21 protein-coding genes and 3 tRNA genes are annotated in these 22,805 nt (G+C 54.5%); 16 read left to right on the top strand and 8 right to left on the bottom strand.

Translation table 11 applies throughout. From position 1 onward, the window contains the following. Window positions 1–480: IS3 family transposase (locus tag AB5Y98_RS20670; protein WP_368231650.1), on the top strand; the 480-nt coding region annotated here is incomplete at its 5' end. Here AB5Y98_RS20670 and AB5Y98_RS20665 read toward each other — a convergent pair. After that, a complete protein-coding gene (locus tag AB5Y98_RS20665) occupies window positions 473–907 on the bottom strand; it encodes a hypothetical protein (protein ID WP_368232810.1) in 435 nt (144 codons plus the stop codon). The genes AB5Y98_RS20670 and AB5Y98_RS20665 overlap by 8 nt on opposite strands. 12 nt (window positions 908–919) lie before the next feature. Next, window positions 920–1,138, bottom strand: coding sequence for a hypothetical protein (locus tag AB5Y98_RS20660; RefSeq protein WP_368232809.1), 219 nt, complete (start codon window positions 1,136–1,138; stop codon window positions 920–922). A 149-nt stretch (window positions 1,139–1,287) separates the two neighbouring features. Between AB5Y98_RS20660 and AB5Y98_RS20655 the strand changes: the two genes are divergently transcribed. From AB5Y98_RS20655 to AB5Y98_RS20645, 3 genes are read left to right on the top strand one after another with little or no spacing between them, the layout of a single operon-like run. Then, complete coding sequence (locus AB5Y98_RS20655; protein ID WP_368232808.1) at window positions 1,288–2,121, top strand: hypothetical protein; 834 nt, start codon at window positions 1,288–1,290, stop codon at window positions 2,119–2,121. Further along, window positions 2,118–3,059 (top strand): DUF1848 domain-containing protein, encoded by a 942-nt coding sequence (locus AB5Y98_RS20650; RefSeq protein WP_368232807.1) that lies wholly within the window; start codon window positions 2,118–2,120, stop codon window positions 3,057–3,059. Before AB5Y98_RS20655 ends, AB5Y98_RS20650 begins: the two co-directional genes overlap by 4 nt. A gap of 28 nt (window positions 3,060–3,087) precedes the next feature. Further along, the gene (locus tag AB5Y98_RS20645) at window positions 3,088–3,825 is read left to right on the top strand and encodes a hypothetical protein (protein WP_368232806.1); all 738 of its coding nucleotides are present in this window, start codon (window positions 3,088–3,090) and stop codon (window positions 3,823–3,825) included. Window positions 3,826–3,973: 148 nt separating this feature from the next. On the opposite strand, the gene AB5Y98_RS20640 is transcribed toward AB5Y98_RS20645, so the two are convergent. Next, the gene (locus AB5Y98_RS20640) at window positions 3,974–4,786 is read right to left on the bottom strand and encodes a deaminase (RefSeq protein ID WP_368232805.1); all 813 of its coding nucleotides are present in this window, start codon (window positions 4,784–4,786) and stop codon (window positions 3,974–3,976) included. Window positions 4,787–5,136: 350 nt separating this feature from the next. On the opposite strand from AB5Y98_RS20640, the gene AB5Y98_RS20635 reads away from it, so the two are divergent. After that, complete coding sequence (locus AB5Y98_RS20635) at window positions 5,137–5,484, top strand: hypothetical protein (protein ID WP_368232804.1); 348 nt, start codon at window positions 5,137–5,139, stop codon at window positions 5,482–5,484. A 4-nt stretch (window positions 5,485–5,488) separates the two neighbouring features. Then, complete coding sequence (locus tag AB5Y98_RS20630; RefSeq protein WP_368232803.1) at window positions 5,489–6,985, top strand: DUF4041 domain-containing protein; 1,497 nt, start codon at window positions 5,489–5,491, stop codon at window positions 6,983–6,985. A 177-nt stretch (window positions 6,986–7,162) separates the two neighbouring features. Here AB5Y98_RS20630 and AB5Y98_RS20625 read toward each other — a convergent pair whose 3' ends face one another. The 3 genes from AB5Y98_RS20625 to AB5Y98_RS20615 form a co-directional block, all read right to left on the bottom strand. After that, complete coding sequence (locus tag AB5Y98_RS20625) at window positions 7,163–7,486, bottom strand: hypothetical protein (protein ID WP_368232801.1); 324 nt, start codon at window positions 7,484–7,486, stop codon at window positions 7,163–7,165. A 676-nt stretch (window positions 7,487–8,162) separates the two neighbouring features. After that, window positions 8,163–8,238, bottom strand: a tRNA-Asn gene (locus AB5Y98_RS20620). A gap of 2 nt (window positions 8,239–8,240) precedes the next feature. Next, window positions 8,241–8,316, bottom strand: a tRNA-Asn gene (locus tag AB5Y98_RS20615). Between the two features lie 492 nt (window positions 8,317–8,808). Between AB5Y98_RS20615 and dauA the strand changes: the two genes are divergently transcribed. Both dauA and AB5Y98_RS20605 read left to right on the top strand, forming a co-directional pair. After that, window positions 8,809–10,605 (top strand): C4-dicarboxylic acid transporter DauA, encoded by a 1,797-nt coding sequence (gene dauA, locus AB5Y98_RS20610; protein WP_005301956.1) that lies wholly within the window; start codon window positions 8,809–8,811, stop codon window positions 10,603–10,605. A gap of 272 nt (window positions 10,606–10,877) precedes the next feature. Then, window positions 10,878–10,965: transfer RNA gene (locus AB5Y98_RS20605), tRNA-Ser, on the top strand. Window positions 10,966–11,130: 165 nt separating this feature from the next. On the opposite strand, the gene AB5Y98_RS20600 is transcribed toward AB5Y98_RS20605, so the two are convergent. After that, window positions 11,131–11,709: a TetR/AcrR family transcriptional regulator gene (locus tag AB5Y98_RS20600; protein WP_267996807.1), complete on the bottom strand. Its 579-nt coding sequence runs from the start codon at window positions 11,707–11,709 to the stop codon at window positions 11,131–11,133. Window positions 11,710–11,791: 82 nt separating this feature from the next. Between AB5Y98_RS20600 and AB5Y98_RS20595 the strand changes: the two genes are divergently transcribed. Beyond that, a complete protein-coding gene (locus AB5Y98_RS20595) occupies window positions 11,792–12,643 on the top strand; it encodes an alpha/beta fold hydrolase (protein WP_017778881.1) in 852 nt (283 codons plus the stop codon). Between the two features lie 132 nt (window positions 12,644–12,775). On the opposite strand, the gene alr is transcribed toward AB5Y98_RS20595, so the two are convergent. After that, window positions 12,776–13,888: an alanine racemase gene (gene alr / locus AB5Y98_RS20590; RefSeq protein ID WP_368232800.1), complete on the bottom strand. Its 1,113-nt coding sequence runs from the start codon at window positions 13,886–13,888 to the stop codon at window positions 12,776–12,778. Between the two features lie 1,062 nt (window positions 13,889–14,950). Here alr and hybO point away from each other — a divergent pair. From hybO to AB5Y98_RS20555, 7 genes are all read left to right on the top strand, one after another. Further along, window positions 14,951–16,084 carry a hydrogenase 2 small subunit gene (gene hybO, locus AB5Y98_RS20585; protein ID WP_368232799.1) on the top strand — a complete coding sequence of 378 codons (1,134 nt, stop codon included), beginning with the start codon at window positions 14,951–14,953 and terminating at the stop codon, window positions 16,082–16,084. A gap of 2 nt (window positions 16,085–16,086) precedes the next feature. Continuing rightward, window positions 16,087–17,112 carry a hydrogenase 2 operon protein HybA gene (gene hybA / locus AB5Y98_RS20580; RefSeq protein ID WP_368232797.1) on the top strand — a complete coding sequence of 342 codons (1,026 nt, stop codon included), beginning with the start codon at window positions 16,087–16,089 and terminating at the stop codon, window positions 17,110–17,112. Continuing rightward, the gene (gene hybB, locus AB5Y98_RS20575; RefSeq protein WP_368232796.1) at window positions 17,105–18,292 is read left to right on the top strand and encodes a Ni/Fe-hydrogenase cytochrome b subunit; all 1,188 of its coding nucleotides are present in this window, start codon (window positions 17,105–17,107) and stop codon (window positions 18,290–18,292) included. The genes hybA and hybB overlap by 8 nt, the downstream gene beginning before the upstream one ends. Next, entirely contained in the window at window positions 18,289–19,992 is a 1,704-nt protein-coding gene (gene hybC / locus AB5Y98_RS20570) for a hydrogenase 2 large subunit (RefSeq protein ID WP_368232795.1), read from the top strand. The genes hybB and hybC overlap by 4 nt, the downstream gene beginning before the upstream one ends. After that, complete coding sequence (locus AB5Y98_RS20565; protein ID WP_368232794.1) at window positions 19,992–20,522, top strand: HyaD/HybD family hydrogenase maturation endopeptidase; 531 nt, start codon at window positions 19,992–19,994, stop codon at window positions 20,520–20,522. Before hybC ends, AB5Y98_RS20565 begins: the two co-directional genes overlap by 1 nt. Further along, on the top strand, window positions 20,504–21,064 hold the full coding sequence (gene hybE, locus AB5Y98_RS20560) for a hydrogenase-2 assembly chaperone (RefSeq protein ID WP_368232792.1): 561 nt from the start codon (window positions 20,504–20,506) through the stop codon (window positions 21,062–21,064). The genes AB5Y98_RS20565 and hybE overlap by 19 nt, the downstream gene beginning before the upstream one ends. Window positions 21,065–21,170: 106 nt before the next feature. Further along, window positions 21,171–22,802: an ABC transporter substrate-binding protein gene (locus AB5Y98_RS20555; RefSeq protein WP_368232791.1), complete on the top strand. Its 1,632-nt coding sequence runs from the start codon at window positions 21,171–21,173 to the stop codon at window positions 22,800–22,802. Window positions 22,803–22,805: the final 3 nt, after the last annotated feature.

Raw genomic sequence — 22,805 nt, 5'->3', positions numbered from 1 at the left:
GATATCACCTACGTCTGGACCGGTGGCCGTTGGCATTACCTGGCAGCTGTGCTTGACCTCCATGCCCGCCGGGTCGTGGGCTGGGCGATGTCTGACAAGCCCGATGCAGAGCTGGCAGTAAAAGCGCTCGAGATGGCCTATCAGCAACGAGGTTGCCCATCAGGCGTGCTGTTTCACTCCGACCAGGGCAGCCAATATGGCAGCCGGGCATTTCGGCAACGGCTGTGGCGCTATCGCATGACCCAGAGCATGAGTCGTCGTGGTAACTGCTGGGATAACGCCCCGATGGAGCGGTTGTTCAGGAGCCTGAAGTCAGAGTGGCTCCCTGTGACGGGATACATGAGCCTGCGGGAAGCGAAACGGGATATCAGTTATTACCTGATGGATTACTACAACTGGCGGCGTCCACATCAACACAATGACGGGATACCGCCAGCAAAAGCCGAAGATCGGCCTAACCAAGTGTCCGGATTTAGTTGACCACTACAGCATCAAACGGTGAGCCGTAGCCAGAGAAGCGATATGCCTCCCATGCTTCGACAGCGGGGAGGGGCAGCCAGAACACGGCATCTTCAGCACAGTCGATCAGCTTGATAGTTCCTGCAGCTAACCGCCAGTAGTCAGCGTAGTAACCGTTGTCGTCATCCCTGACTGACTCGCCCGTATGGGATGCTATCGAGATCAAGACTTCAGGCGCTTCGCTGTGCAGGGACTTGGCCTTGAGCACGGTCGCCTCTTTTATCACGACCAGCAGCACAGGCTGGTTTTCATCTGGCAGGAACTCAGGAACATACATACCGTTTGTGATGACCTCCTGCATCAGCAAGCTCAGCGTCTGCCAACTGTAGGCATACCCCTTGAGTGTTTCGTGGGATGCGTATTTCCCTTCTTGAATGAACTCATCCATGGCTAACCTCCCTCAGTCCGCTGGGCCAGTGATGTAGCCGATAGTGCCGCCGATGATGGTGCCTGCGACGGCTCCTGGGATACCACCTCTGGCACCTACGCCCGCACCGGTGATAGCGCCTTTGATCGCCCCCTTGCTGCTGCCCTTTACCGTGAAATCAATGCTGCCGTCTCTCATTGGCTTGATGCTGATCGCGGCGTATTGCTTGCTCAAAATGTGACGGATAACCATGTTTTTTCCTTTGAATAGTGGATATGAAAAGGCCCAGAGTGCTTAGCTCAGGGCCTGATGTTTGGGATGAACATGGATTTAATATATATTTTATTTAAATTCTCATTCGGGTATCTTTTTTGTGTAATCGCACACCTATTGGTATATTTATGAATAACTTGATCGAAGAGCTATATACTGAGATTGATTTGGAAGTTTTCTCGGACTGTGAACATGCAGCCCATGGTGTCACCTCATGCCCTAAGTGTTGTTCTAGACAATATTTTAATGAAAATGAAATTAATTATTCATGCGAGCAGAAAATGAAGTTGTATATTATACGATATCTGCCTGTGCATGCATCTGAGATACGCTATAGCCTCGGAATTTTAAGAATTAACGCGGAGGTGAATGGAATACTGAGCCAAGATAATTTGAATGTTTTATCGATTGGTGGTGGTCCTGGTTCAGACATTATAGGGTTCCGTGAAGTACATCGTTCAATCCATAATCGTCGAGCACGTTTAGAGGAAGAACCTTATGCCGCGAAAGTAAACTATTTAAAAGTAGAGGTAAATGATGATTGGAATGCACTATTTGATCGAGTGATCAATACTGCTGTTGATGATCAGGTTGGACATGTTAACGAAAACTATGATTGTATTTATTGTGATGCAACATCTATAGATCTAGATATTGACAGGCAGGATGTTATTTTACTATCATATATAGTTTCAGAATTAACAGATGACGAGGCCATTTTGTTAGCAAATAATATTCAACGATGGTCTGATGAAAATACAATAATAATTGTCAACGATCGAAGTCAAGAGGAGGTTACAAATAGAGTAAACTTGATGTTTGAAATACTTAATGCTCAAGATGCGGGGGAGTTTGAAAGCACCGGTTGGGCTGGTTTTGTCTATCCAGATGAGATTAGAGATTCATGTGAAGTAAAGTTGAATCGTTCATCTATGGTTTCTTATTCTGTAGGCTGCCAATGATACTTAGCGCAAGCAGAAGAACTGATATTCCAGCATTCTATACTCCATGGTTTATGAATAGAATCAGGGCGGGTTTTCTACTTGTAAGAAATCCATTTAATGCACATCAGATTTCTAGAATATCACTACTTCCATCGGAAGTAGATGCGATCGTGTTTTGGACAAGGAATCCCCAAATGCTTATGACGCATTTGGATGAGCTGGATTCGTTAGGGTATAGATATTATTTCCAATATACAATTACGGGTTATCCTAAGCTATTAGAGCATTCTGTACCAAGACCGCACAGGGCAATAGCAACATTTTCTGAGCTAAGCGATCGGATTGGTAAGGACCGCGTTATTTGGCGTTATGATCCCATACTGTTGTCAAATATTGTAGATTTAGATGAACATAAACGACTGTTTAAGAAAATAGCCTCTATGCTTGAGGGGAAAACTAGTCGGGTTGTTATTAGCTTTGCAGATCTTTACAAAAAAACAGAAAGAAATTTGGATGTTATATCTGAGCTGGAATATAAAGATATTTTGCATGAGCAACAATCAGTATTAGACCTGTCATCTTATATGTCTGAGGTAGCATCTGCGCATGGCATGGAGATCGAGTCATGTGCTGAAGGTCTAGATCTTTCACAGGTAGGTGTCTCACATGGGAAATGTATTGATGATGCTCTTCTAATGAAATTATTTGGGATTTCGTTAAGTGAAAGAAAAGACAGTGGTCAGCGAGCCGAGTGTGGTTGTATTAGAAGTGTTGATATAGGCGTTTATAACACTTGCTTGCATGGATGTTCATATTGTTATGCCACATATAGTCAATCATCTGTTTTAAAAAATAAGGCAAAACATGATCCTAGAAGTCCATTTTTGATTGGTGGTACAGAGGGGGTGTCCACTGAGCTATTATGTCCTGAAGTGATACAAGGTAGTCTATTTTGATTTGGGTAAGTGTCATGAACGGTTTCGTTTGCTAGATATTATTACTTCTGGGGTTGGGGGGGCTATGTGCAGCATAATTAATACTGAAAAGGATTGTTTGCCGGAGCGTTTTCGTCGTAGAGGCTCCGAGATCAGACGTGAATTACTCGCTGAGTATGACATTGTACCTATCGCACATTTTAAACTCCTCCCTGGACAGGAAAAATATAGTTACTCAGGTTATGTGCTTAAAGAGCGTTACTATTGTTTTCAATTTACACATAAGGAAAGTGGCGCAGTAGGTTCTTTTTTATGTGGGTATAAAGCGGCAGAAGATTTTCTATCATTACTTGAGATTGGGTCAGTTTCAATATTTAATCCCTTTAGGACTGAAAATTTTGGTACAGGTACAGGTACAGGTACAGGTACAGGTACAGGTACAGGTACAGGTGTAGCTGTAAAAACGATAAAAATTAATGAAAGTAAGCAACTTTTTGTTGATGCGGCAAGGCTGTTAATGATGCTTTGGGATAGCGCTAGTAGAGGAATGACTCCATTAGCATTAGCCTTACAGGGGGCTATTGATGCAGGTATGGATAAACCTGCAGAATACAAACATGTACTGACGGTCAACACAATATTGGCCAAAAGTGGAAGGACATTAACACAACACTTAGAGTATGCACGTCAACGGTATGTAACTATTAAATTCAAAAACTATAATTTTGAACCACTGAATAAGATTGTGGAACGAGCAAAATATAAAAATCATCCTCCATTCTTTTAGTTGAACTCCTTGTGTTGACCATTTTTTGTAGGGATGTACTATTCACTGTAAACATGGACATAACTAGCATCTGTGGCAGATTTAATTACGCCGTGAAACTAGCTTTGAGATAATGCTTGTGTTATTCACGTATAAAGTGTATTTCTGCTTATAAGTCATTTCTAACTTCCCATGTGAAAATAATATCGTTTTGAAAAATATCAAGGAGTTGAATTAATACATAGAAAGTCGAATTAGTCGGCTTAACGATTGCAATCGTCCTTCTTTCCATTCTTGCATAATGGCTGGGGAATCGGAAAATAAGAGGGTCAGAAATATCCGCAAAACACCTTGCTCCAGAGGCTACTCTTACTGCACCATTGCTACTTTGTAGATAAACCATTCCATGGTTCGGCTGCAATGTAGCCCATGTAATATTTATGGTTCTAGAATCAGATTTGCTAAATTGAACTTCAAGCTCAGTTCCACTGTGAACAACAGGTATTCTTCTTTTCCCATTACCATATATTTTATGTATATCACCAAATTCAAATGTATCTTCTTCAATAGCAGACCTTAGCTTTCTATTAAAGAAGCTTACATTGATATTATTTTCTAATAATCTCCTATAACCTTGAGAGTATATGGTTCCGTTGGGGTCTAAAACTCCAATTACAACTTCATTTACGCCAGAATTTATTAATAGTTGAGTGCAAGATTCAATTTCTTGCCCTTCATGTAATTCAACGCAAGGCTCTAAAGTTGTGAAAACAGTTGCCCCTTGTACTGCTTCACTAGTTAGTTTTCTTATTGCAACACGTTCGGCGTGAACGCCTTTAGTTTCCCCCCGATAGCCTGTTGAAAGCACCTCACCACTTTTAGCTATCACTGCGCCAACTCGGGGAAACTCGGTACATTTAAGGTGCTCCTCAATTGCTAATTTCATTAAGTCTGATCTTGAATATGTAGTTTTGCTCGTCATTCTGTCACCTTACTTTGATGTTAAAGATGTAGTGCTGGCAGTCTGACACATTTTTGATTTTCTTCAAAACATGGATACCAAAAGAAGCCATCTTTGTCAGTGATGGTGGGTTGATCTACTGGGGGAAGTAGAGGCGGGGGGGCTGTGCCGAAGACTTTGCGTGAAAGCTACCGACGGTCGCGTCGGGGTGACGGTCCGACGCCTCGTCGGCACCGACGCGATTGTTTGTCAATTTTTGTTCTGTAACTTCGCCGTAAATGTCACTACTGATATATCGGTCATGGATTTTAAGTGGGCTTCTATGTTTTCATATGACTAAGGCTATATAAACAAGTTGTAAGGAGGATGGTTTGGCAAGGCGGGGTAGTCTTTTAGGTTTATCTATCAAAGTTGTTAAAGCTATTGACAGAGCTGGTAAACAGGCTGCTAGGGATTCAGCGCGCAGACAGAAAGCAGCTGAACGCGAAAATGCTAGAGCAGAAAGAGAATATCAAAAATTTTTAAGAGAACAGGAGCGAGATGCAATTCGTGCAGAAAAAGAAAGATCTGCACTGGCAAAACAAGCTGAAAAACTGAGTATTGCTCAGGCAAAGGAAAGATTAAAAGATGAGCTTGCTGATGCCCAAGAAGAATATGAAGACAGATGTTTGGAGCGAGCGACTCTACGCCAGCAATTTATCAGTTTACAACTAAGGTAGAAAAATGGAATACATGTTTTTAGCCGTCATCATTGGTGCAATTGTAACCATATTGATTGGCTACTTTATTATCAAGGGAAAAAGTAATAAGGAACTGGCTAAGTATAAGGCCAATATTGATGCTAAACTTGGCGAGCATACAAGCCTTGAGCAGGAGTTGTCTCAGTTAAAAGATAGCCTTTCATCAGTAAAAAGTGATTTATATAACGATACGCAAGAGCTAGAGCGGGTCAGAGTTGAGACGAAAGAGCTACAGGCACTTAAGGCAGATGAAGCTCAGCTTTTAGAAAGAATCAGTGAAGCAACTGAAACAAATAACAAGCAGAATGAAGAAAAAGACAGGCTGAAATTAGAAATAACAAAGCTCAATGTTGACGTTAAAAATTTGATGGGGATGCTTGACCTATACTCTCGGTTGGACGAGTTCACATCTGTTGGGCATTTTGAAACTCCAGAGTATCTCTATGAAACATCAGCCAGATTTTCAGAAGAAATAAAATATGTCCGAAGCCAACAAAAAGACTTAATTAGAGATAAAAATGCTATAACGTATCCTATCACTCTGACTATATCGAATGACAAGTCATTAAATAAAAAGATTCTTGATGGTCAAGTAAAGTTAATGCTAACAGCATTTAATATTGAATGTGATTTCTTGATCGGGAGACTGAACCCTAGTAATTTTGCTCGAACCTTGGAGAGAATAGAAAATCTTGCTAATACGCTTGAAAAATCAGCGGCAACATTGAAGTGTGGTTTTAATATCAGCTATGTAGAATTGAAGTTCGAAGAATGCAAACTTCAGTATCAATATGCCTTGAAAAAGCAAGAAGAGGCGGATGAGCAAAGAATTATAAAAGAACAAATCCGCGAAGAACAGCGAGCAATTAAAGAGTATGAGCGGGCTATTGCTGAGGCTGAAAAGGAAGAACGTATATATAGAGAGCTACTGAACAAGGCTCGAGAAGAGTTGTTGAAAGCATCTGAGAGTGAAAGGGCATTTGCAGAGCAGAGAATAGCTGAGCTTGAACAGCAACTACTTGAGGCTGAGATGAAAGAGGCTCGGGCAAAGAGCATGGCTGAACAAACACGCAAAGGCCATGTATACGTTATCAGTAATATTGGTTCATTCGGTGAGGATGTCTATAAAATTGGCTTAACCAGGCGATTAGACCCTATGGATCGAGTTAAAGAGCTAGGTGATGCAAGTGTGCCATTTTCTTTTGATGTTCATGCTATGATTTATTCCGATGATGCTCCTGCGTTGGAGGCTGCTTTGCATCGGGAGTTTCGAGAGCATCGGGTCAATGCAGTTAACTTGAGAAAAGAGTTCTTCCAAGTGGACTTGTTATCGATAAAGGATGCAGTGGATACAATTGTTGATATTGACGCTGACTTTAAAATGACTGCGCTAGCAGAGGAATACTATGAGAGTTTGCGTCTTCAAACTGTTGAGCCTGTGCTTGATAACAAAGCGTTAAGCCCTGCAGAAGTAGCGTAGATATTTCCAAAACCCAAGTGATGATGTCACTTGGGTTTATAAAATGCCGGCATTAGTGTCGGCACTACGGTTCGACACCTCGTCGGTTTCGACGAGACTTTTCGAACATTTTACTTAGCTACCCTAACTAAGAAGACTGGATGTAACTAAAAGCCATTTAACTTCGTTTGTGGCTTCTTATGGGGTGATCTCCTGAATCAGGCCTACTGTAATAACAAAACCATAACTAGCCAAGACTAATGACTGAATTAACAATATCAACCAAGCGATAACTCCCCAAAAAGTAATTTTTTTATTGCGCAAAATGAAAGTTATCCCTGATAAAACCATAAAGGACAATAGCATTCGCAGGAATATGGTGAGGTGAACAAAAAACATACTGGCTTGGGATGAAATCAGAATAATCGCGAGGCCAGACAAGCCTATGGCACCTAAAACCCCAACCCCCCAGAATGTTTTGGCCAAACTAAATCTGCCTAAAATAAGATCTTTTAAAAACATTTGTATCAATTTCCATATTTTTTACGGTTAAATAGTTTGTCATATTTGGTGGCGTACGCAAAGAAATGGGACTTTATCGAGGCCTTGATTGCTATCAATATGGTCAGAATATCAGGGGCATGTCCATGCCGTAGAGACTTGGGTTAACGTTGCCGACGGTCGCGTCGGCGTGACGACCCGACACCTCGTCGGCATCGACGCGACTTTGCACAACTCCTGGCAAACTCAGCTACAGCCCAAAAGACCGGATATGCCCCAGACTTGCTCCGGTCTTGCCCACTAACCATTCCTCTTCCCTTGCTCTTGGTGGGCGTCTCCATCTTTCAATCTGCGTTATCTCCACGCCAGAGCCACTTGCTCCGGTCTGAGCATCCCCATGGTCTCCCCAGCAGAAAGACCGGAAGCTGTGACCGGAGGTTTTTTCTGGGGGTATTTATGTCAGGGGAAGGGATGACTTCTGGTTCGGGCTAGACCGTGACCCATTCGCAAGCTGAGCTGACCGGATAGGGACCGGAGTAATCGTTAGTCGAATTTGAGTTGAGAGAAAACAGGGAGAGTGGATCGTTCACTGCGAGAGGAATGTGGCAGAGCAAGCGGTGAGGGATAGCTGGCTCGGCTTGAAACAATGGAGAAATAGATACGAAAAAGCCCAGCCATAAGGCTGGGCTTTCGAATGTGGCTCCCTCGACAGGACTTGAACCTGTGACATACGGATTAACAGTCCGCCGTTCTACCGACTGAACTACGAGGGAATTGGCTCCTCCTACTGGACTTGAACCAGTGACATACGGATTAACAGTCCGCCGTTCTACCGACTGAACTAAGGAGGAACTGCCTGTCTCGTCGAGACGGTGCGGATATTAATGGCCCGTCCGCCGGGTGTCAACCCGCGATCCGCTGCAAAAAGGGGATTTTGGACCGTTTGCCCAAAACTTGGTCGCTGTGGACTATTTTCAGCACAATCAGCAGCTTGGAGTGAGCCTCGCAGGCTCGCCAAGGGGGAAGCCGCCGAGTAAGGAGGGAGGTAGACGAAATGCATTGGCTGCCGGGACTGGATGAGGGAGGGGCGAGCGCCGGCACTGTATCCGACGGGCAGATATAAAGGGGGGGGGAGCGCGACAAGAATAAGGAAGGGGGAAATTGGTTAGCAGGCTAAGTGAGTGTGCTGCGTAATGGTGAGAAAAGTGGTCGATATGCTGACTATCACCGGCAATATTGCGTGGTAACGGCCATTCATTGATCCCGCCCATCGAAATATTTCATCGGCTGGGGTATGGTTGGCCAGGATACCATCGCCGTGTCGACAGCTCTGCCGGCCCTTGATGATGATCGGGCGCCGGTTCAATCCGGCCTTTATCTCCCTCTTCTGGTATTACGAATACATGCACAACCAAGCACCTTTGCAAAGCGTGAAGCTGGCCATTGCTTTACGCCAATCCTGTATTGACGAACCCTACAGCGTTCCCCGCTTCGGCCGCGACCTGATCGCCGGCATCACGGTCGGCATCATCGCCATTCCGCTGGCCATGGCACTGGCCATTGCCAGTGGTGTGCCGCCCCAGCACGGTCTCTATACCGCCATCATCGCCGGCATCGTCATCGCCGTGACCGGTGGCTCCCGCTTCTCCATCTCGGGGCCGACCGCCGCCTTCGTGGTGATCCTCTATCCGGTGGCCCAGCAGTTCGGCGTGGGTGGTCTGTTGATGGCGACTCTGATCTCGGGCTTCTTCCTGGTGGCCATGGGGGTGGCCCGGCTCGGGCGCCTCATCGAGTACATTCCGCCATCGGTGACCCTGGGCTTTACCGGCGGTATCGCCATCGTGATCGCCACCTTGCAGATCAAGGACTTCTTCGGCCTGCAGGTGCCCGAGATGCCGGAAACCTACATTGGCAAAGTCGAGGCGCTGGCCCATGCCCTGCCCAGCTGGCAGTGGGGGGATACGCTGGTGGGGATTGCGACCCTGGCGGTGCTGCTGCTCTGGCCGCGTCTGCGGCTGCCGGTGCCAGGCCACCTGCCCGCCGTGCTGGTGGGGGTGGGCCTTGGCTTTGGCCTGCATCAGTTCGGGGTGGACGTGGCCACCATCGGCAGCAAGTTCAGCTATACCCTGGCCGACGGTAGCCAGGGCATGGGGATCCCGCCCATCGCGCCGACCCTGGTGATGCCCTGGGCCCTGCCGGGGCCGGATGGTTCGCCGGTGGAGTGGAACCTGGCCGCCATCGAGCGCCTGTTGCCCGCCGCCTTCTCCATGGCGATGTTGGGGGCCATCGAATCCTTGCTCTGCGCCGTGGTGCTGGATGGCATGACAGGTCGCAAACACAGCTCCAACGCCGAGCTGGTGGGGCAGGGGCTTGGCAACATAGTCGCCCCCTTCTTTGGCGGCATCACCGCCACCGCTGCCATTGCCCGCTCCGCCGCCAACGTGCGGGCCGGGGCTACCTCCCCCATCTCCGGCATCGTGCATGCACTGGTGGTGCTGGCGGCCATCCTGGTGCTGGCGCCCTGGCTCTCCTGGCTGCCGCTCTCGGCCATGGCGGCCCTGCTGCTCATCGTCGCCTGGAACATGAGCGAGGCGCACAAGGTGGTGGAGCTCATTCGCCGCGCCCCCAGATCCGACGTGCTGGTGCTGCTGGTCTGCCTGTCGCTGACCGTGATCTTCGACATGGTTATCGCCATCACCTTCGGGGTGATCCTCGCCTCCCTGCTGTTCATGCGCGAGATTGCCAAGATGACCAAGCTGCACAATCTGGCGGATCACAAGCGCTACGCCCAGGAAGTGCCTGAGCAGGCGCTGCTCTACAAGGTCAACGGCCCGCTGTTCTTCGCCGCCGCCGAGCGGGTGTTCGGCGAACTGGTGGCCCAGGTCAAGGGCCACAAGCTGCTGGTGCTGCAGATGGAGGCGGTCTCCATCCTGGACGCCGGCGGCCTCTCCGCCTTCCTGCAGTTTGAAAAACAGATGGCCAAGGCGGGGGTGCAACTGAGGGTGGCCGAGCTGCAGTTCCAGCCGCTCAAGACCCTGGCGCGCGCCAAGGTGCGTCCGGTGCCCGGTCAGCTGGAGTTTTACGGCTCGCTGGAAGAGGCACTCAAAGGCGAGCATTTGCACGAAGCGGCTGGAAATTGATTGAAAGGGATACGAAACGGCATGTTTTTAGTCACTTGGTTCGGATAATGAGCAAACGAACGCAAAAAGTGAAAAATTGCATTGACCGCATGCCGTCGTATCCCGTACATTACGCCCCGTTCCAGCGCAACGGCGCAACGAACGAAGTGCTGGCTGAGCACGTTAAACAACAGACCAAAATTTGGTGAGGTGACCGAGAGGCTGCTCACCGACGAAGTCGGCAAGATGCACGCGCAGCGTGCTCCGAAAGCCACTTCAAGAAGTAAAAATTTGGTGAGGTGTCCGAGTGGCTGAAGGAGCACGCCTGGAAAGTGTGTATACGGCAACGTATCGAGGGTTCGAATCCCTCCCTCACCGCCAAATAAAACAAAAGGCCCCGTCGCAAGACGGGGCCTTTTGTTTTATTTAGTCATGAATCTCTCGGCATCATCCCCCTGGGAACGAGGGGCAGTGATTTCCCCGCCGGACATGTATCCGGGCTGCTCCGTGCTCTATAGCCCCGTTATTGGGTGCCAAGGCGTGCCATCACTCGGCGGTGCCCATCAATCTGGGTAAGCATGCCAATACCGCATCCAGGGGCTCGCTGCTTTGATGGGCACGGCACAACACGATGGCGCCCTCTATGCTGGCGATGATCCCCAGAGCACAGGCTCTGGCAGAGGCGTCGGCCTGCCCCTGTGCCATCAGGTGATCGGCAATCAGCTGTTGCCAGTGGCCAAAGACCTGGGCCACCGCCTCCTTGATTGGCTCCCCATCCTCTTCATGCTGCGCTTCGATGGCCGCTGCCACGATCGGGCACCCCGCGCGAAAGTGAGATTGCGTCAACCGCTCACGCCAATGGGATACAAACAGACCGAGACCCTGCCTGGCATCGGCCTGCAGGCAGCGCTGCAGTTGCTCGGATGCCTGGGCGCCGGCCCAGTGTATTGCCTCCGTCACTATCTGATTCTTGCCGCCGGGAAAATGATGATACGTGGAACCCAGGGGAGCATCGGCGAACTTGCTCACTTCACGGATGCTGATCCCTCTCAAACCATGCCGTGCCAGCATGGCGGCAGCGGCCTCAATCACCCGTTGACGCCCGGTCGATGCGCACTCTTTCACGCTGCACCCTCTTGCTATGACGAGTGTCATAGTATAGCGTTCGGAGCATGACTATGACAATCGTCATACTTCAGGGAGGAATATGGCTGCTATCTCGTTTCACACCGACGATGACTATCTGATCCAGGGGCAACTGTACCCGGCAACAGGGCAGGTGCAGGGCAAGATCATCGTCGCGGGGGCCACTGGCGTGCCGCAGGGCTTCTATCGTCGCTTTGCCGAGTTCGCCAGTGAGCAAGGGTTTACCACCCTGACTTTTGACTACCGGGGCATAGGCGCGTCAAAACCCGCGTCACTCAAAGGCTTCGAGATGGATTTGCTCGATTGGGGAAGGCGCGATCTGGCCGCCGCAGTGGAAACCATGAGCGGGGACGATCTCCCCCTGTTCGTCATCGGCCATTCCTATGGTGGGCACGCCTTCGGCCTGCTCCCCAATCATCGGAAAGTATCCGGGCTCTATGTCTTCGGCACCGGGGCCGGGTGGCACGGCTATATGCCCTTCAGCGAGCAGCTCAAGGTGCTCACCATGTGGAACACAGTGCTGCCGCTGCTGACCTGGTGGAAAGGCTATTGCGCGTGGAGCCTGCTGGGCATGGGAGAAGACTTGCCAAAAGGCGCCTTTGTACAATGGCGATACTGGTGCCGTTTTCGTCACTATTTCTTTGACGACCCGGCGATGCGTGGCATCGAGCGTGCTTATCAAAGCGTCCAGACTCCCATTGTGGCGGCCAATGCGCTGGACGATCGCTGGGCGATGCCCGCATCACGCGACGCCTTCATGAAGCACTACAGTAATGCTCCCGTGACTCGTGTTGATCTCTCTCCTCATACTTTGGATGGAGCAATCGGCCATATGGGCTACTTTCGCAAGTCTGCCACGCCTCTGTGGCAGGCCAGCCTCGCCTGGTTCAAGTCATTGGAGGGGATTCGCTGAGTCCATGCGGATAAGGTCGTGGCACCTTGCTCCTGAATTCCCCATCAGGCAAAGGCCCCGTCGCAAGACGGGGCCTTTTGCTTATCGGGGGCCGGTTTGTCACCTCGCTGCGGCCGCCCTCAGCCTGATTGCTCAGGCCAGCTTCAACATCGGCATCTGCTCGCGGCTGTCGCAATGCGCGAGATGCACCCGGCTGGTCAGGCGAGTGAGCAGCTCGTAGGGGATGGTGCCTATCTTCTCGGCCACCTGCTCCACCGGCAGCCCTTCTCCCCACAGGGTAACCGCATCCCCTACTTTGTCGCTGGCCGCCGGGCCCAGATCGACGGTGATCATGTCCATGGAGACCCGACCCACGATGGGAACCCGACGGCCATTGATGAGCATAGGGGTCCCTTCGGGAGCCATGCGCGGGTAGCCATCCCCGTAGCCCGCCGCCACCACGCCGAGGGTGGTGTCCCGACTCGCCACCCAGTGACCCCCATAACCGACCGCCTCGCCCTGCAGGCAGGCGCGGGTGGCGATGAGCTGGCTCTTGAGGGTCATGACCGGACGCAGGTCGTGGTCGGCGGCGAGCTGGCCGGTAAAGGGGGAGGCGCCGTAGAGCATGAGGCCGGGCCGGATCCAGTCACTGCGCGAGGCCGGCCAGGCGAGGATGCCGGCGGAGTTGGCCATGGCCCGCTCGCCCGGCAGATGGGCAGAGAGGCGGTTGAACTCCTCGATCTGCAGCAAAGTGGCCTGGGTATCCTGCTCATCGGACTGGCTGAAGTGGGTCATCAGCTGGAACGGCTGCACCACGTTGTGGCAATGACTCAGCCGCTCGATAAAGGCGGGCAGCTCCTCGGCGCGCAGGCCGAGCCGGTTCATCCCGGTATCGAGCTTGAGCCACACCTTGATGGGGGTGGGCAGAGTGGCCTGTTCGAGCAGCGCCAACTGCTCCCAGGTATGCAGGGTGGTTTGCAGATCGTGTTTGGCCAGCAGCAGCAGCGCCTCGGCATTGAAGAAGCCCCCCAGCACCAGAATGGGCTTGGTGATGGCGTTGGCACGCAGCACCAGTGCCTCCTCGACCCTGGCCACGGCATAGGCATCGGCTTGGGCGAGGGCATGGGCCACCGGCAGCAGCCCGTGACCATAGGCATTGGCCTTGAGTACCGCGATGATCTTGCTGTGAGGGGCGTGGCGGCGTGCCACGGCAAAATTGTGCTGTAGTGCATCCAGATCGATGCTGGCCGTAACTGTGTTCATCATGGGGTCGGGTGTCTGCTCGATGAGAAGTTGGCTGCTGGTCTCAATCCTGATCCTGTGATCCCGGCGGCTGCTACGGGCAAACAGGGGGTCACCGAATCATGTTGTTTTATATGCTTTAAATTGTGAAAGGATGTTATCAGTTGTTTTTTGGTTGGTAAATTATGTGGCGAATGGGAATGTGAAAATGGGCAAAATACGGGATATTACTCTGTATAAATTCGCCTGCCGACGCTTTCTCTGGCTCCCTATCGGGCAATATTTATCACTGGTTTTACCCCTTAATACGGGAGGGGGATCGCGCCTTTTTCGCACATTGCTGGCGGTTTTTTGCACCGGCTGCGGGCAGGCGGGGTTGCCGATCCCTTGCCAAGGTGCGGGGAGGGGCAGGTGTATGGCAGACGAGAAAAGCAGGTTGCCAGATCCATGAGGGGAAGGTGGCACTGCCGGATGAAGAGGGCATCTCGTCGAGCCGGCGAGTGGTGTACGCCAGCAAGAAGGCTGGTGGCCGGCTTGCTGGCGCACGCGGCCGGGGGAGGCAGAGCATCCGTGGTCAGGATGGTGAGGCATGAATATGGGTCGGTTAATTAATCAGGCGGCGAAAATCAGCCTTGAACAGCAGGGCGAGTTATTTCTTAAAAGCTGATAATAAATATCGTTCGCGCGTCCATTCCACTTGTTCACATACACTCATACAAATATAAAGGTATATATTATCAACCACTTTTGGCGAGGTGAAATAGCCTATGGCTGGTAACATAAAGATCCTGTCAAATAGTGTGACAACGCTTTCATTCTGATTATTTAACATCACAAATTAACGGGTAATTTAAATGGCGTTAATTCTTTAAAATGCAAAAATACCCCCTAGTGGGTATTTTTTCATCTTCAAAAGGATTTTGTAAGTATATGCCGCATATGAAGTTTTTAAATTAATTGTGATGAGTTTCTATTTGAGTAATGTCCCGTCACTTGATGGAGATCAACACAATGCCAGGGGGGAGTACTTAGCATTTCCGCTATTAAGCATTTATCAAACAAGTGCTCACTACGGGAATAAAAAGAATGGTCGAGGATACTTTTTTATCGGCTCATGGAATTAATCGCCGTGACTTTATGAAATTGTGCGCCGGGATGGCCGCAACCCTTGGATTAAGCCAGCACGCCGTGGCCAAGATGGCCACCTCGCTCACCAGCCCCGAGCGGCCACCGGTGATCTGGATAGGGGCGCAGGAGTGTACCGGTTGCACCGAATCGCTGTTGCGCGCCACCCACCCCACCATAGAGAACCTGATCCTCAACACCATTTCGCTGGAGTATCACGAGGTGCTCTCGGCGGCCTTCGGCCATCAGGCCGAAGAGAACAAGCACAATGCCATCGAACGCTACAAGGGCAAGTATGTGCTGGTGGTGGACGGCTCCATCCCGCTTAAAGATGGCGGCATCTACTGCATGGTGGCCGGTGAACCCATCGTCGACCATATTCGCCGCGCTGCTGCCGATGCGGCTGCCGTCATCGCCATCGGCTCCTGTGCCGCCTGGGGCGGGGTGCCCGCCAGCGGCGGCAACCCGACCGGCGCCGTCAGCCTGGAAGAGGCCCTCGGCAACCTCGGCACGCCGATTATCAATATCCCGGGCTGCCCGCCCAACCCCCACAACTTCCTCACCACGGTCGCCTACTACATCACCTACGGCAAGCTGCCGGCGCTCGATGCCAAGAAGCGGCCGCTGTTTGCCTATGAGCGGCTGATCCACGAAAACTGCGAGCGCCGTCCGCACTTCGATGCCGGCCGCTTCGCCAAGGAGTTTGGTGACGAGGGCCACCGTCAGGGCTGGTGTCTCTATCACCTGGGCTGCAAGGGGCCGGAGACCTACGGCAACTGCTCGACCCTGGAGTTCTGCGACGTGGGCGGCGGCATCTGGCCGGTGGGTATCGGCCATCCCTGCTACGGCTGCAACGAGCAGGGAGTGGGTTTCAGCAAGGGGATCTTCCAGCTCGCCAAGGTGGAGAATCCCACCCCGCGGGTGAACAAGCCCGACGTGGCCATCCAGGAGGGAGGGCACATGTCGCCCACCGCCACCGGCCTTATCGGTGGGGCGCTCGGGGTGCTGGTCGGGGTGAGTCTGATGACGGTGCGCGAGCTCGGTCGCCAGCAGAAGCGCCATGAAGCCGGGCAGCACACCTCACGGGAGGAGTGACCGTGAACAGACGCAATTTCCTCAAATTCGCCTCCGTCGGTGCGCTGGCGGCGGGCACCACCGTCTCCGGCACTGCCCTGGCGGCGGCCGAGAACAAGCCGCCCATTCCCGGCGCGCTCGGCATGCTCTACGACTCCACCCTCTGCATCGGCTGCCAGGCCTGCGTGGCGGAGTGCCAGCGCCTCAACGGCAACCCGGCCAATCCGGCCGGGGAAGCAACCTGGTCCAACAACGACAAGCTGAGCCCCTACACCAACAACATCATTCAGGTGTGGAAGAGCGGCACGGGTGAGCACAAGGATCAGCTGGTGGATGGCTATGCCTACATCAAGAAGCAGTGCATGCACTGCGTCGATCCCAACTGCGTCTCCGTCTGCCCGGTGCAGGCGCTGACCAAGGATCCCAGGACCGGCATCGTCCACTACGACCCGGACGTCTGCACCGGCTGCCGCTACTGTATGGTGGGCTGCCCGTTCGACGTGCCCAAATATGACTACGACAATCCGTTCGGGGCGATCCACAAGTGCGAGCTCTGCAACCAGAAGGGGCTTGAGCGCATCGATCAGGGCAAGTTGCCCGGCTGCGTCGAGGTGTGCCCCACCGGCGCCGTCATCTTCGGCACCCGCGAGGCGCTGATGGCCGAGGCCAAGCGCCGGCTGCTGGCCACCCCGGGCAGCGAATATGCCTACCCGCGCCAGACTTTCAGCGCCAACGATCCCTACCTGCATGAAGTGCCCAACTACCAGCCTTACGTCTATGGCGAGAAGGAGGGGGGCGGCACCCAGGTGCTGGTGCTGGCCGGGGTGCCCTACAGCAAGCTCGACATGCCTGACTTGCCGGAGCTCTCCTCCGGGGCACGCTCCGAGCATATCCAGCACACCCTCTACAAGGGGATGGTGCTGCCGCTGGTAGTGCTGACCGGGCTCTCGGTGCTCATTCGCCGCAACACCAAGGACCATCAGGATGGCGACGATCATGACTCGCACGCGGGCCATGACAAGCAATCGGGAGGCAAGGATCATGAGTAATCACAAGGCACATCCGCTGGGGGGCAGACTGGTCAGCTGGCCGGTCATGGTGCTGGCGCCGTTCGTCATCCTGTGCGGCATGCTGATCCTCAAACGCCTCATCTTCGGGCTGGGCTCGGTCACCGATCTCAACGGCGGCTACCCCTGGGGGCTCTGGATCTCGTTCGATCTGCTGATCGGCACCGGTTTCGCCTGCGGTGGCTGGGCACTGGCCTGGGCCGTCTACGTCTTCAACCGGGGCGAGTATCACCCCCTGGTGCGACCGGCCCTGCTGGCGAGCCTGTTCGGCTATTCGCTGGGCGGCCTCTCCATCACCATCGACGTCGGCCGTTACTGGAACCTGCCTTACTTCTACATTCCGGGTTTCTTCAACACCTCCTCGGTGCTGTTCGAGACGGCGGTCTGCATGACCATCTACATCGGGGTGATGGCGCTGGAGTTTGCCCCCGTGCTCTTGGAGAAGTTCGGCTGGAAGGCCTCCATGGCGCGGCTCAACAAGGTCATGTTCTTCATCCTGGCGCTGGGGGCCCTGCTGCCCACCATGCACCAATCCTCCATGGGCTCCCTGATGATAGTGGCGGGAGAGAAGATCCATCCGCTCTGGCAAAGCTACGAGCTGCTGCCGGTCTTCTCGCTTCTGACCGCCTTCATCATGGGCTTCTCCATCGTGGTGTTTGAAGGATCTTTGGTGCAGGCGGGATTGGCGGGGCGTGGCCCCAACGAGAAGTCGCTGTTCTACAAGCTGACCCAGGTGATCGACATCTTCCTGATCCTGTTTGTGGCGCTGCGCTTTGCCGAGATCGTCATCAACGACAAGTCGGAGTACCTCTCCGAGTGGAATCGCTACGCCTTGATGTTCTGGAGCGAGATCGCGCTGATGATCTTCCCGCTGCTGGTGTTCCACTGGGACAAGAGCCGCCGCGATTCGCGCATGTTGTTCCTGGGGGCCCTCAGCATGCTGCTGGGCGCCGCCCTCTGGCGACTGGACTACTCCCTGCTCGCCTTCAACCCCGGCAATGGCTACCACTACTTCCCCTCCGCGGCGGAAGTGCTGATCTCCCTGGGCTTCGTCGCCATCGAGGTGTGTGCCTATTTGCTGCTGATCCGGCTGCTGCCGGTACTGCCATCACTTGAACGTGTTCACCAAGATTATCAGGCCCGAGGGAAAGCCAACGTATGAGCCAACGTATCACCATAGACCCCATCACCCGCATCGAGGGTCACCTGCGTATCGACTGTGAAATCGAAGGCGGCGTCGTCACCAAGGCCTGGTCGTCCGGCACCATGTGGCGCGGGATGGAGGAGATCGTCAAGGGCAACGACCCGCGCGATGCCTGGATGATAGTGCAGCGCATCTGCGGGGTGTGCACTTCCATTCACGCCATCGCCTCGGTGCGGGCGGTGGAGAACGCCATCGGCGCCAAGGTGCCGGTCAACGCCCAGTACATCCGCAACCTGATCATTGCGGCCCACAACATCCACGATCACATCGTCCACTTCTATCAGCTCTCCGCGCTGGACTGGGTGGACATCACCGCCGCACTGCAGGCCAATCCGCAAAAAGCGGCCGACCTGCTCAAGGGGGTATCGACCTGGTCCCTCAACAGCGCCGAGGAGCTGACCAAGGTGCAGGACAAGATCCGCGCCCTGGTGGCGAGCGGCCAGCTCGGCATCTTCGCCAATGGCTACTGGGGCCACAAGGCGATGAAACTGAGCCCGGAGGTAAACCTCATCGCCGTGGCCCACTATCTGCAGGCGCTGGAGTGCCAGCGCGATGCCAACCGCATCGTCGCCATCCTCGGCGGCAAGACTCCCCACATCCAGAACCTGGCGGTGGGCGGCGTGGCCAACCCCATCAATCTGGATGCACCGAGTGTGCTCAACCTGGAGCGGCTGCTCTACGTGAAGAGCTTTATCGACCGGCTCGGCGAGTTTATCGAGCAGGTCTACAAGGTGGATGCCGCCATCATCGCCGCGCACTACCCCGAGTGGCTGAACTTGGGGCAGGGGGCCAAGCACTACCTGAGCGTGCCTGAGCTGCCCACCGACGGTGACGGCGGCAGCTTCCTGATGCCGGGCGGCTACATCGAGAATGGCGATCTGGCCGGCTATCGCCCCATCGAGAGCCATCAGGATGGCTGGCTGATGGATGGCATCGCCGAGAGCAACAAGCACGCTTGGTACAAGGATGACGAACCCCTCAAGCCGTGGGAGGGCAAGACCGAGCCCAACTACACCGGCTGGCAGGATGACGGCAAGTACTCCTGGGTCAAATCCCCCACCTTCTACGGCAAGGTGGTGGAGGTGGGGCCGCTCGCAGACCTCCTGGTCAAGCTCGCCGCCAAGCACCCGGAGACGGTGGCGCACTTCGATCAGCTGAACGGCCTCTACAAGGCGCTGACCGGTTCGGCCATCAGGACCGAACAACTGCACTCCACCCTGGGCCGCATCATAGGCCGGGCGGTGCGCTGCTGTGTGCTCAAAGACACCTTGTCTCATCAGTGGAAGGCGCTGGTGGACAACATCGGCAAGGGGGATGTCAGCGCATACATCAAGACCGAGATCCCGGCGGACAAGGAGTTTCGCGGGGTGGGCTTTGAAGAGGCGCCGCGCGGCATGCTCTCCCACTGGATCGTCATCAAGGGCGGCAAGATCGAGAACTATCAGGCGGTGGTGCCATCGACCTGGAACTCGGGCCCGCGCAACTTCAACGACGAACCCGGCCCCTACGAGCAATCGCTGGTGGGCACCCCGGTGGCCGACCCCGCCAAACCGCTGGAGGTGGTGCGCACCGTTCACTCGTTCGACCCCTGCATGTCCTGCGCGGTCCATGTGGTGGATACCCAGAGTGGTGAAACAACTCAGGTGAAGGTGCTGTGATGAACACCCTGATCCTGGGCGTGGGCAACCTGCTCTTGAGCGATGAGGCCGTCGGCGTGCGCATCGTCGAGTGGCTGGAGCGCGACTACCGCTTCGCACCCGGCATCGAGCTGCTCGATGGCGGCACCGCCGGCATGGAGCTGCTCGAAGCGATGGCCAGTCGCGACCACATCATACTGGCGGACGCGGTACGCAGCGGCAATCCACCGGGTACCGTGGTGACCCTGAAAGATGAGGAGATCCCGACCCTGTTCGGCCGCAAGATCTCCCCCCATCAGCTGGGGCTGGCGGATGTGCTCTCGGCGCTACACATGACGGGGGAATCCCCCAGGCGACTCACCCTGATCGGGGTCGAGCCTGAATCCCTCGAACCCCGCATCGGCCTCACCCCTGTGGTGGCGGCTGCCATGGGGGAGGCGACGGATCGGATCCTGACCTTGTTGGCCAGTCTGGGGGCTCCGGCCATTGAGCTCTCTGAGCAGGAGAAGGCCGAGCGAGCGCGGGAGGGCGTATGGCGCAATCCATTGTGAATGAGGTAGTGAACAAGACAGTGAACGAAGCCGCGAAAGAGCCGGCGCAGGAGTTTGCCGGTTTTGCCACCAATCCCGCGCCGCTGCTGGTAGCCCAGTACGAGCGGATCGCGCAGCAAGAGATGCAGGCCCTGCCGTTCTATCACCCGGCTATGCCCATTGTGGCCGAGTGCACCCTGTTTGAAGGGCAGTGGCTTGGCTGCGTGCTCACCCCCTGGATGCTGAGCGTGGTGGTGCTGCCGGGGCCGGATCAGCTCTGGCCGGTGCGCAGCAGCAGCGAGCGGCTCGCCCTGCAGATCCCCTGCGGCAACCTGACCTTTATGGTAGGGGCATTGCCCGAAACGGGGCAACTGCTGGCCTGCTCGCTCATGTCCCCCATCGACCCGCATCTGGGGGCCAACGAGGGGCGCGCGCTGGTGAGCAGCACCCTCAAGATGCTGCTTTCGCTTCCGGTGCAGCAGGGGGAGGGCGGCGTGAACTTGAGCCGGCGCCGCCTGTTCAGCGGCCGGCGTGGCGACCCTGTTGGCGACACCCAGCGCTAGGTCTCATCTGCAATCAGGTTTAGAATAGGGGCCGTTTTGGCCCCTCACTCGCTTCTGTCGTACCCCTGTTTTTCGATAGTGAGTGGTAAAACGAACAAGGGATCTTATGACCATTCAATGCTTTGGCTGCCATTCAGGCAGCAACGCCGGCCGCCGCAAAGGCTTCTCTGTCACGGCGGCCGCCTTGCTGGCCCTGCTCTCGGGCGGTTTCTCTTTCGCCGCGCTGGCTGCCCAGCCCGTCCCCGCCGAACTCAAGCTCGCCATCGGCAGTGAGCCCACCGAAGGGTTCGATCCGCTGCTTGGCTGGAGCCACGGCAGCTACCTGCTGCTGCACAGCCCGCTGCTCAAGCAAAACGCCGACCTCAGCTGGCAGAACCTGCTTACCCAATCGGTGACCCCGAACCAGGATGGCAAGGGGTGGCTTATCCGCCTCAAGCCGGATCTGAAGTTCTCCAATGGCGCGCCGCTCACCGCCGAAGACGTCGCCTTTACCTACAACAGCGCAGTTCAGGGCGGCGGCAAGATCGACATGGGCAACTTTGTCTCGGCCAAGGTGCTCTCGCCTACCGAAGTGGCCATCAGTTTGAGCGCCCCCCAGAGCACCTTCGTCAACGTACTGGGCTCTTTGGGTATCGTCTCGAAGAAGGATTACGATCCCAAGGCTTATGCTCGCCATCCCGTCGGTGCCGGCCCTTACCGGCTGGTGAGCTTCCTGCCCGGCCAGCAGCTGGTGGTGGAGGCCAACCCCCATTACGCCGGCGGCAACAATGACTTCAAACGGCTGGTGTTTGTCTTTATCGATGAAGAGAGCGCCTATGCCGCCGCCCAGAGCAGCCAGCTCGATCTGGTGCGCATCGCTCCGTCGCTGGCGCCCACCGTACCCGACACCCTCAAGCTGTGGGTGCGGCCGAGCGTGGAGAACCGCGGTATCGTCTTCCCCATTCCTGCTGCTGGTAAAAAAGATGCCAAGGGTTATCCCATCGGCAACGACGTGACCTCGGATGTGGCGGTGCGCCGCGCCATCAACTACGCCATCGACCGCCAGCTGCTGGCCGACCAGCTGCTGGAAGGGCACGCCATTCCCGCCTACAGCGCGGTAGAAGGTTTGCCCTGGCTGAATAAAACCACCGCTTTCAAGGACGGGGATGCGGCCCACGCCAACACCCTGCTCGATGAGGCAGGCTGGAAGATGGGGAGCGACGGCGTTCGCCACAAAGGCAATCTGCGCGCCGCCTTTACCCTCTGGTACACCAGTGGCGACAGCACCCGCCGGGATCTGGCGGAAGCGGTGCGGGCCATGCTCAAGCCCATCGGTCTTGAGGTGAGCCTCAAGTCCGGTAGCTGGGAGCAGGTGGAGCGCGAGATGCACGCCAATCCGGTGCTGATGGGGTGGGGGAGCTTGGATCCCATGGAGCTCTATCACCATTACCAGAGCGGTTCCGCCGGCGTGGAGTTCTACAACCCGGGCTATTACCAGAATCCGGTGGTGGATGGCCACCTCAAGCAGGCGCTGGATGCCCCGAACTGGCAGGCGGCCGTGCCGTTCTGGCAGCAGGTGGAGTGGGATGGCAAGCGTGGCGCCGGAGTGCAGGGGGATGCAGCCTGGACCTGGTTGCTCAACGTGCAGCACACTTATCTGGCCAACCGCTGCATCGACCTTGGCAAGGGGGCGCCGGAAATTCACGGTAGCTGGTCTTTGCTCAACAACCTGCAGGATTGGCGGTGGACGTGCCGCTAAGTT

Source organism: Aeromonas sp. s3 (assembly GCF_040907805.1).
Lineage (GTDB): Bacteria > Pseudomonadota > Gammaproteobacteria > Enterobacterales > Aeromonadaceae > Aeromonas > Aeromonas dhakensis.
Note: the sequence above shows the minus strand (reverse complement) of the source record. Positions and strands in the feature narration are given on the sequence as shown.

Bases quoted from the DNA above. Each gene is read 5' to 3' on its own strand.
- AB5Y98_RS20630 (WP_368232803.1), top strand. From the start codon at position 5,489: ATGGAATACATGTTTTTAGCCGTCATCATTGGTGCAATTGTAACCATA.
- dauA (WP_005301956.1), top strand. From the start codon at position 8,809: ATGATGATCGGGCGCCGGTTCAATCCGGCCTTTATCTCCCTCTTCTGG.
- AB5Y98_RS20595 (WP_017778881.1), top strand. From the start codon at position 11,792: ATGGCTGCTATCTCGTTTCACACCGACGATGACTATCTGATCCAGGGG.
- AB5Y98_RS20660 (WP_368232809.1), bottom strand. From the start codon at position 1,138: ATGGTTATCCGTCACATTTTGAGCAAGCAATACGCCGCGATCAGCATC.
- AB5Y98_RS20665 (WP_368232810.1), bottom strand. From the start codon at position 907: ATGGATGAGTTCATTCAAGAAGGGAAATACGCATCCCACGAAACACTC.
- hybB (WP_368232796.1), top strand. From the start codon at position 17,105: ATGAGTAATCACAAGGCACATCCGCTGGGGGGCAGACTGGTCAGCTGG.
- AB5Y98_RS20650 (WP_368232807.1), top strand. From the start codon at position 2,118: ATGATACTTAGCGCAAGCAGAAGAACTGATATTCCAGCATTCTATACT.
- hybC (WP_368232795.1), top strand. From the start codon at position 18,289: ATGAGCCAACGTATCACCATAGACCCCATCACCCGCATCGAGGGTCAC.
- AB5Y98_RS20655 (WP_368232808.1), top strand. From the start codon at position 1,288: ATGAATAACTTGATCGAAGAGCTATATACTGAGATTGATTTGGAAGTT.
- AB5Y98_RS20555 (WP_368232791.1), top strand. From the start codon at position 21,171: ATGACCATTCAATGCTTTGGCTGCCATTCAGGCAGCAACGCCGGCCGC.
- hybE (WP_368232792.1), top strand. From the start codon at position 20,504: ATGGCGCAATCCATTGTGAATGAGGTAGTGAACAAGACAGTGAACGAA.
- hybO (WP_368232799.1), top strand. From the start codon at position 14,951: ATGGTCGAGGATACTTTTTTATCGGCTCATGGAATTAATCGCCGTGAC.
- alr (WP_368232800.1), bottom strand. From the start codon at position 13,888: ATGATGAACACAGTTACGGCCAGCATCGATCTGGATGCACTACAGCAC.
- AB5Y98_RS20565 (WP_368232794.1), top strand. From the start codon at position 19,992: ATGAACACCCTGATCCTGGGCGTGGGCAACCTGCTCTTGAGCGATGAG.
- AB5Y98_RS20625 (WP_368232801.1), bottom strand. From the start codon at position 7,486: ATGTTTTTAAAAGATCTTATTTTAGGCAGATTTAGTTTGGCCAAAACA.
- AB5Y98_RS20640 (WP_368232805.1), bottom strand. From the start codon at position 4,786: ATGACGAGCAAAACTACATATTCAAGATCAGACTTAATGAAATTAGCA.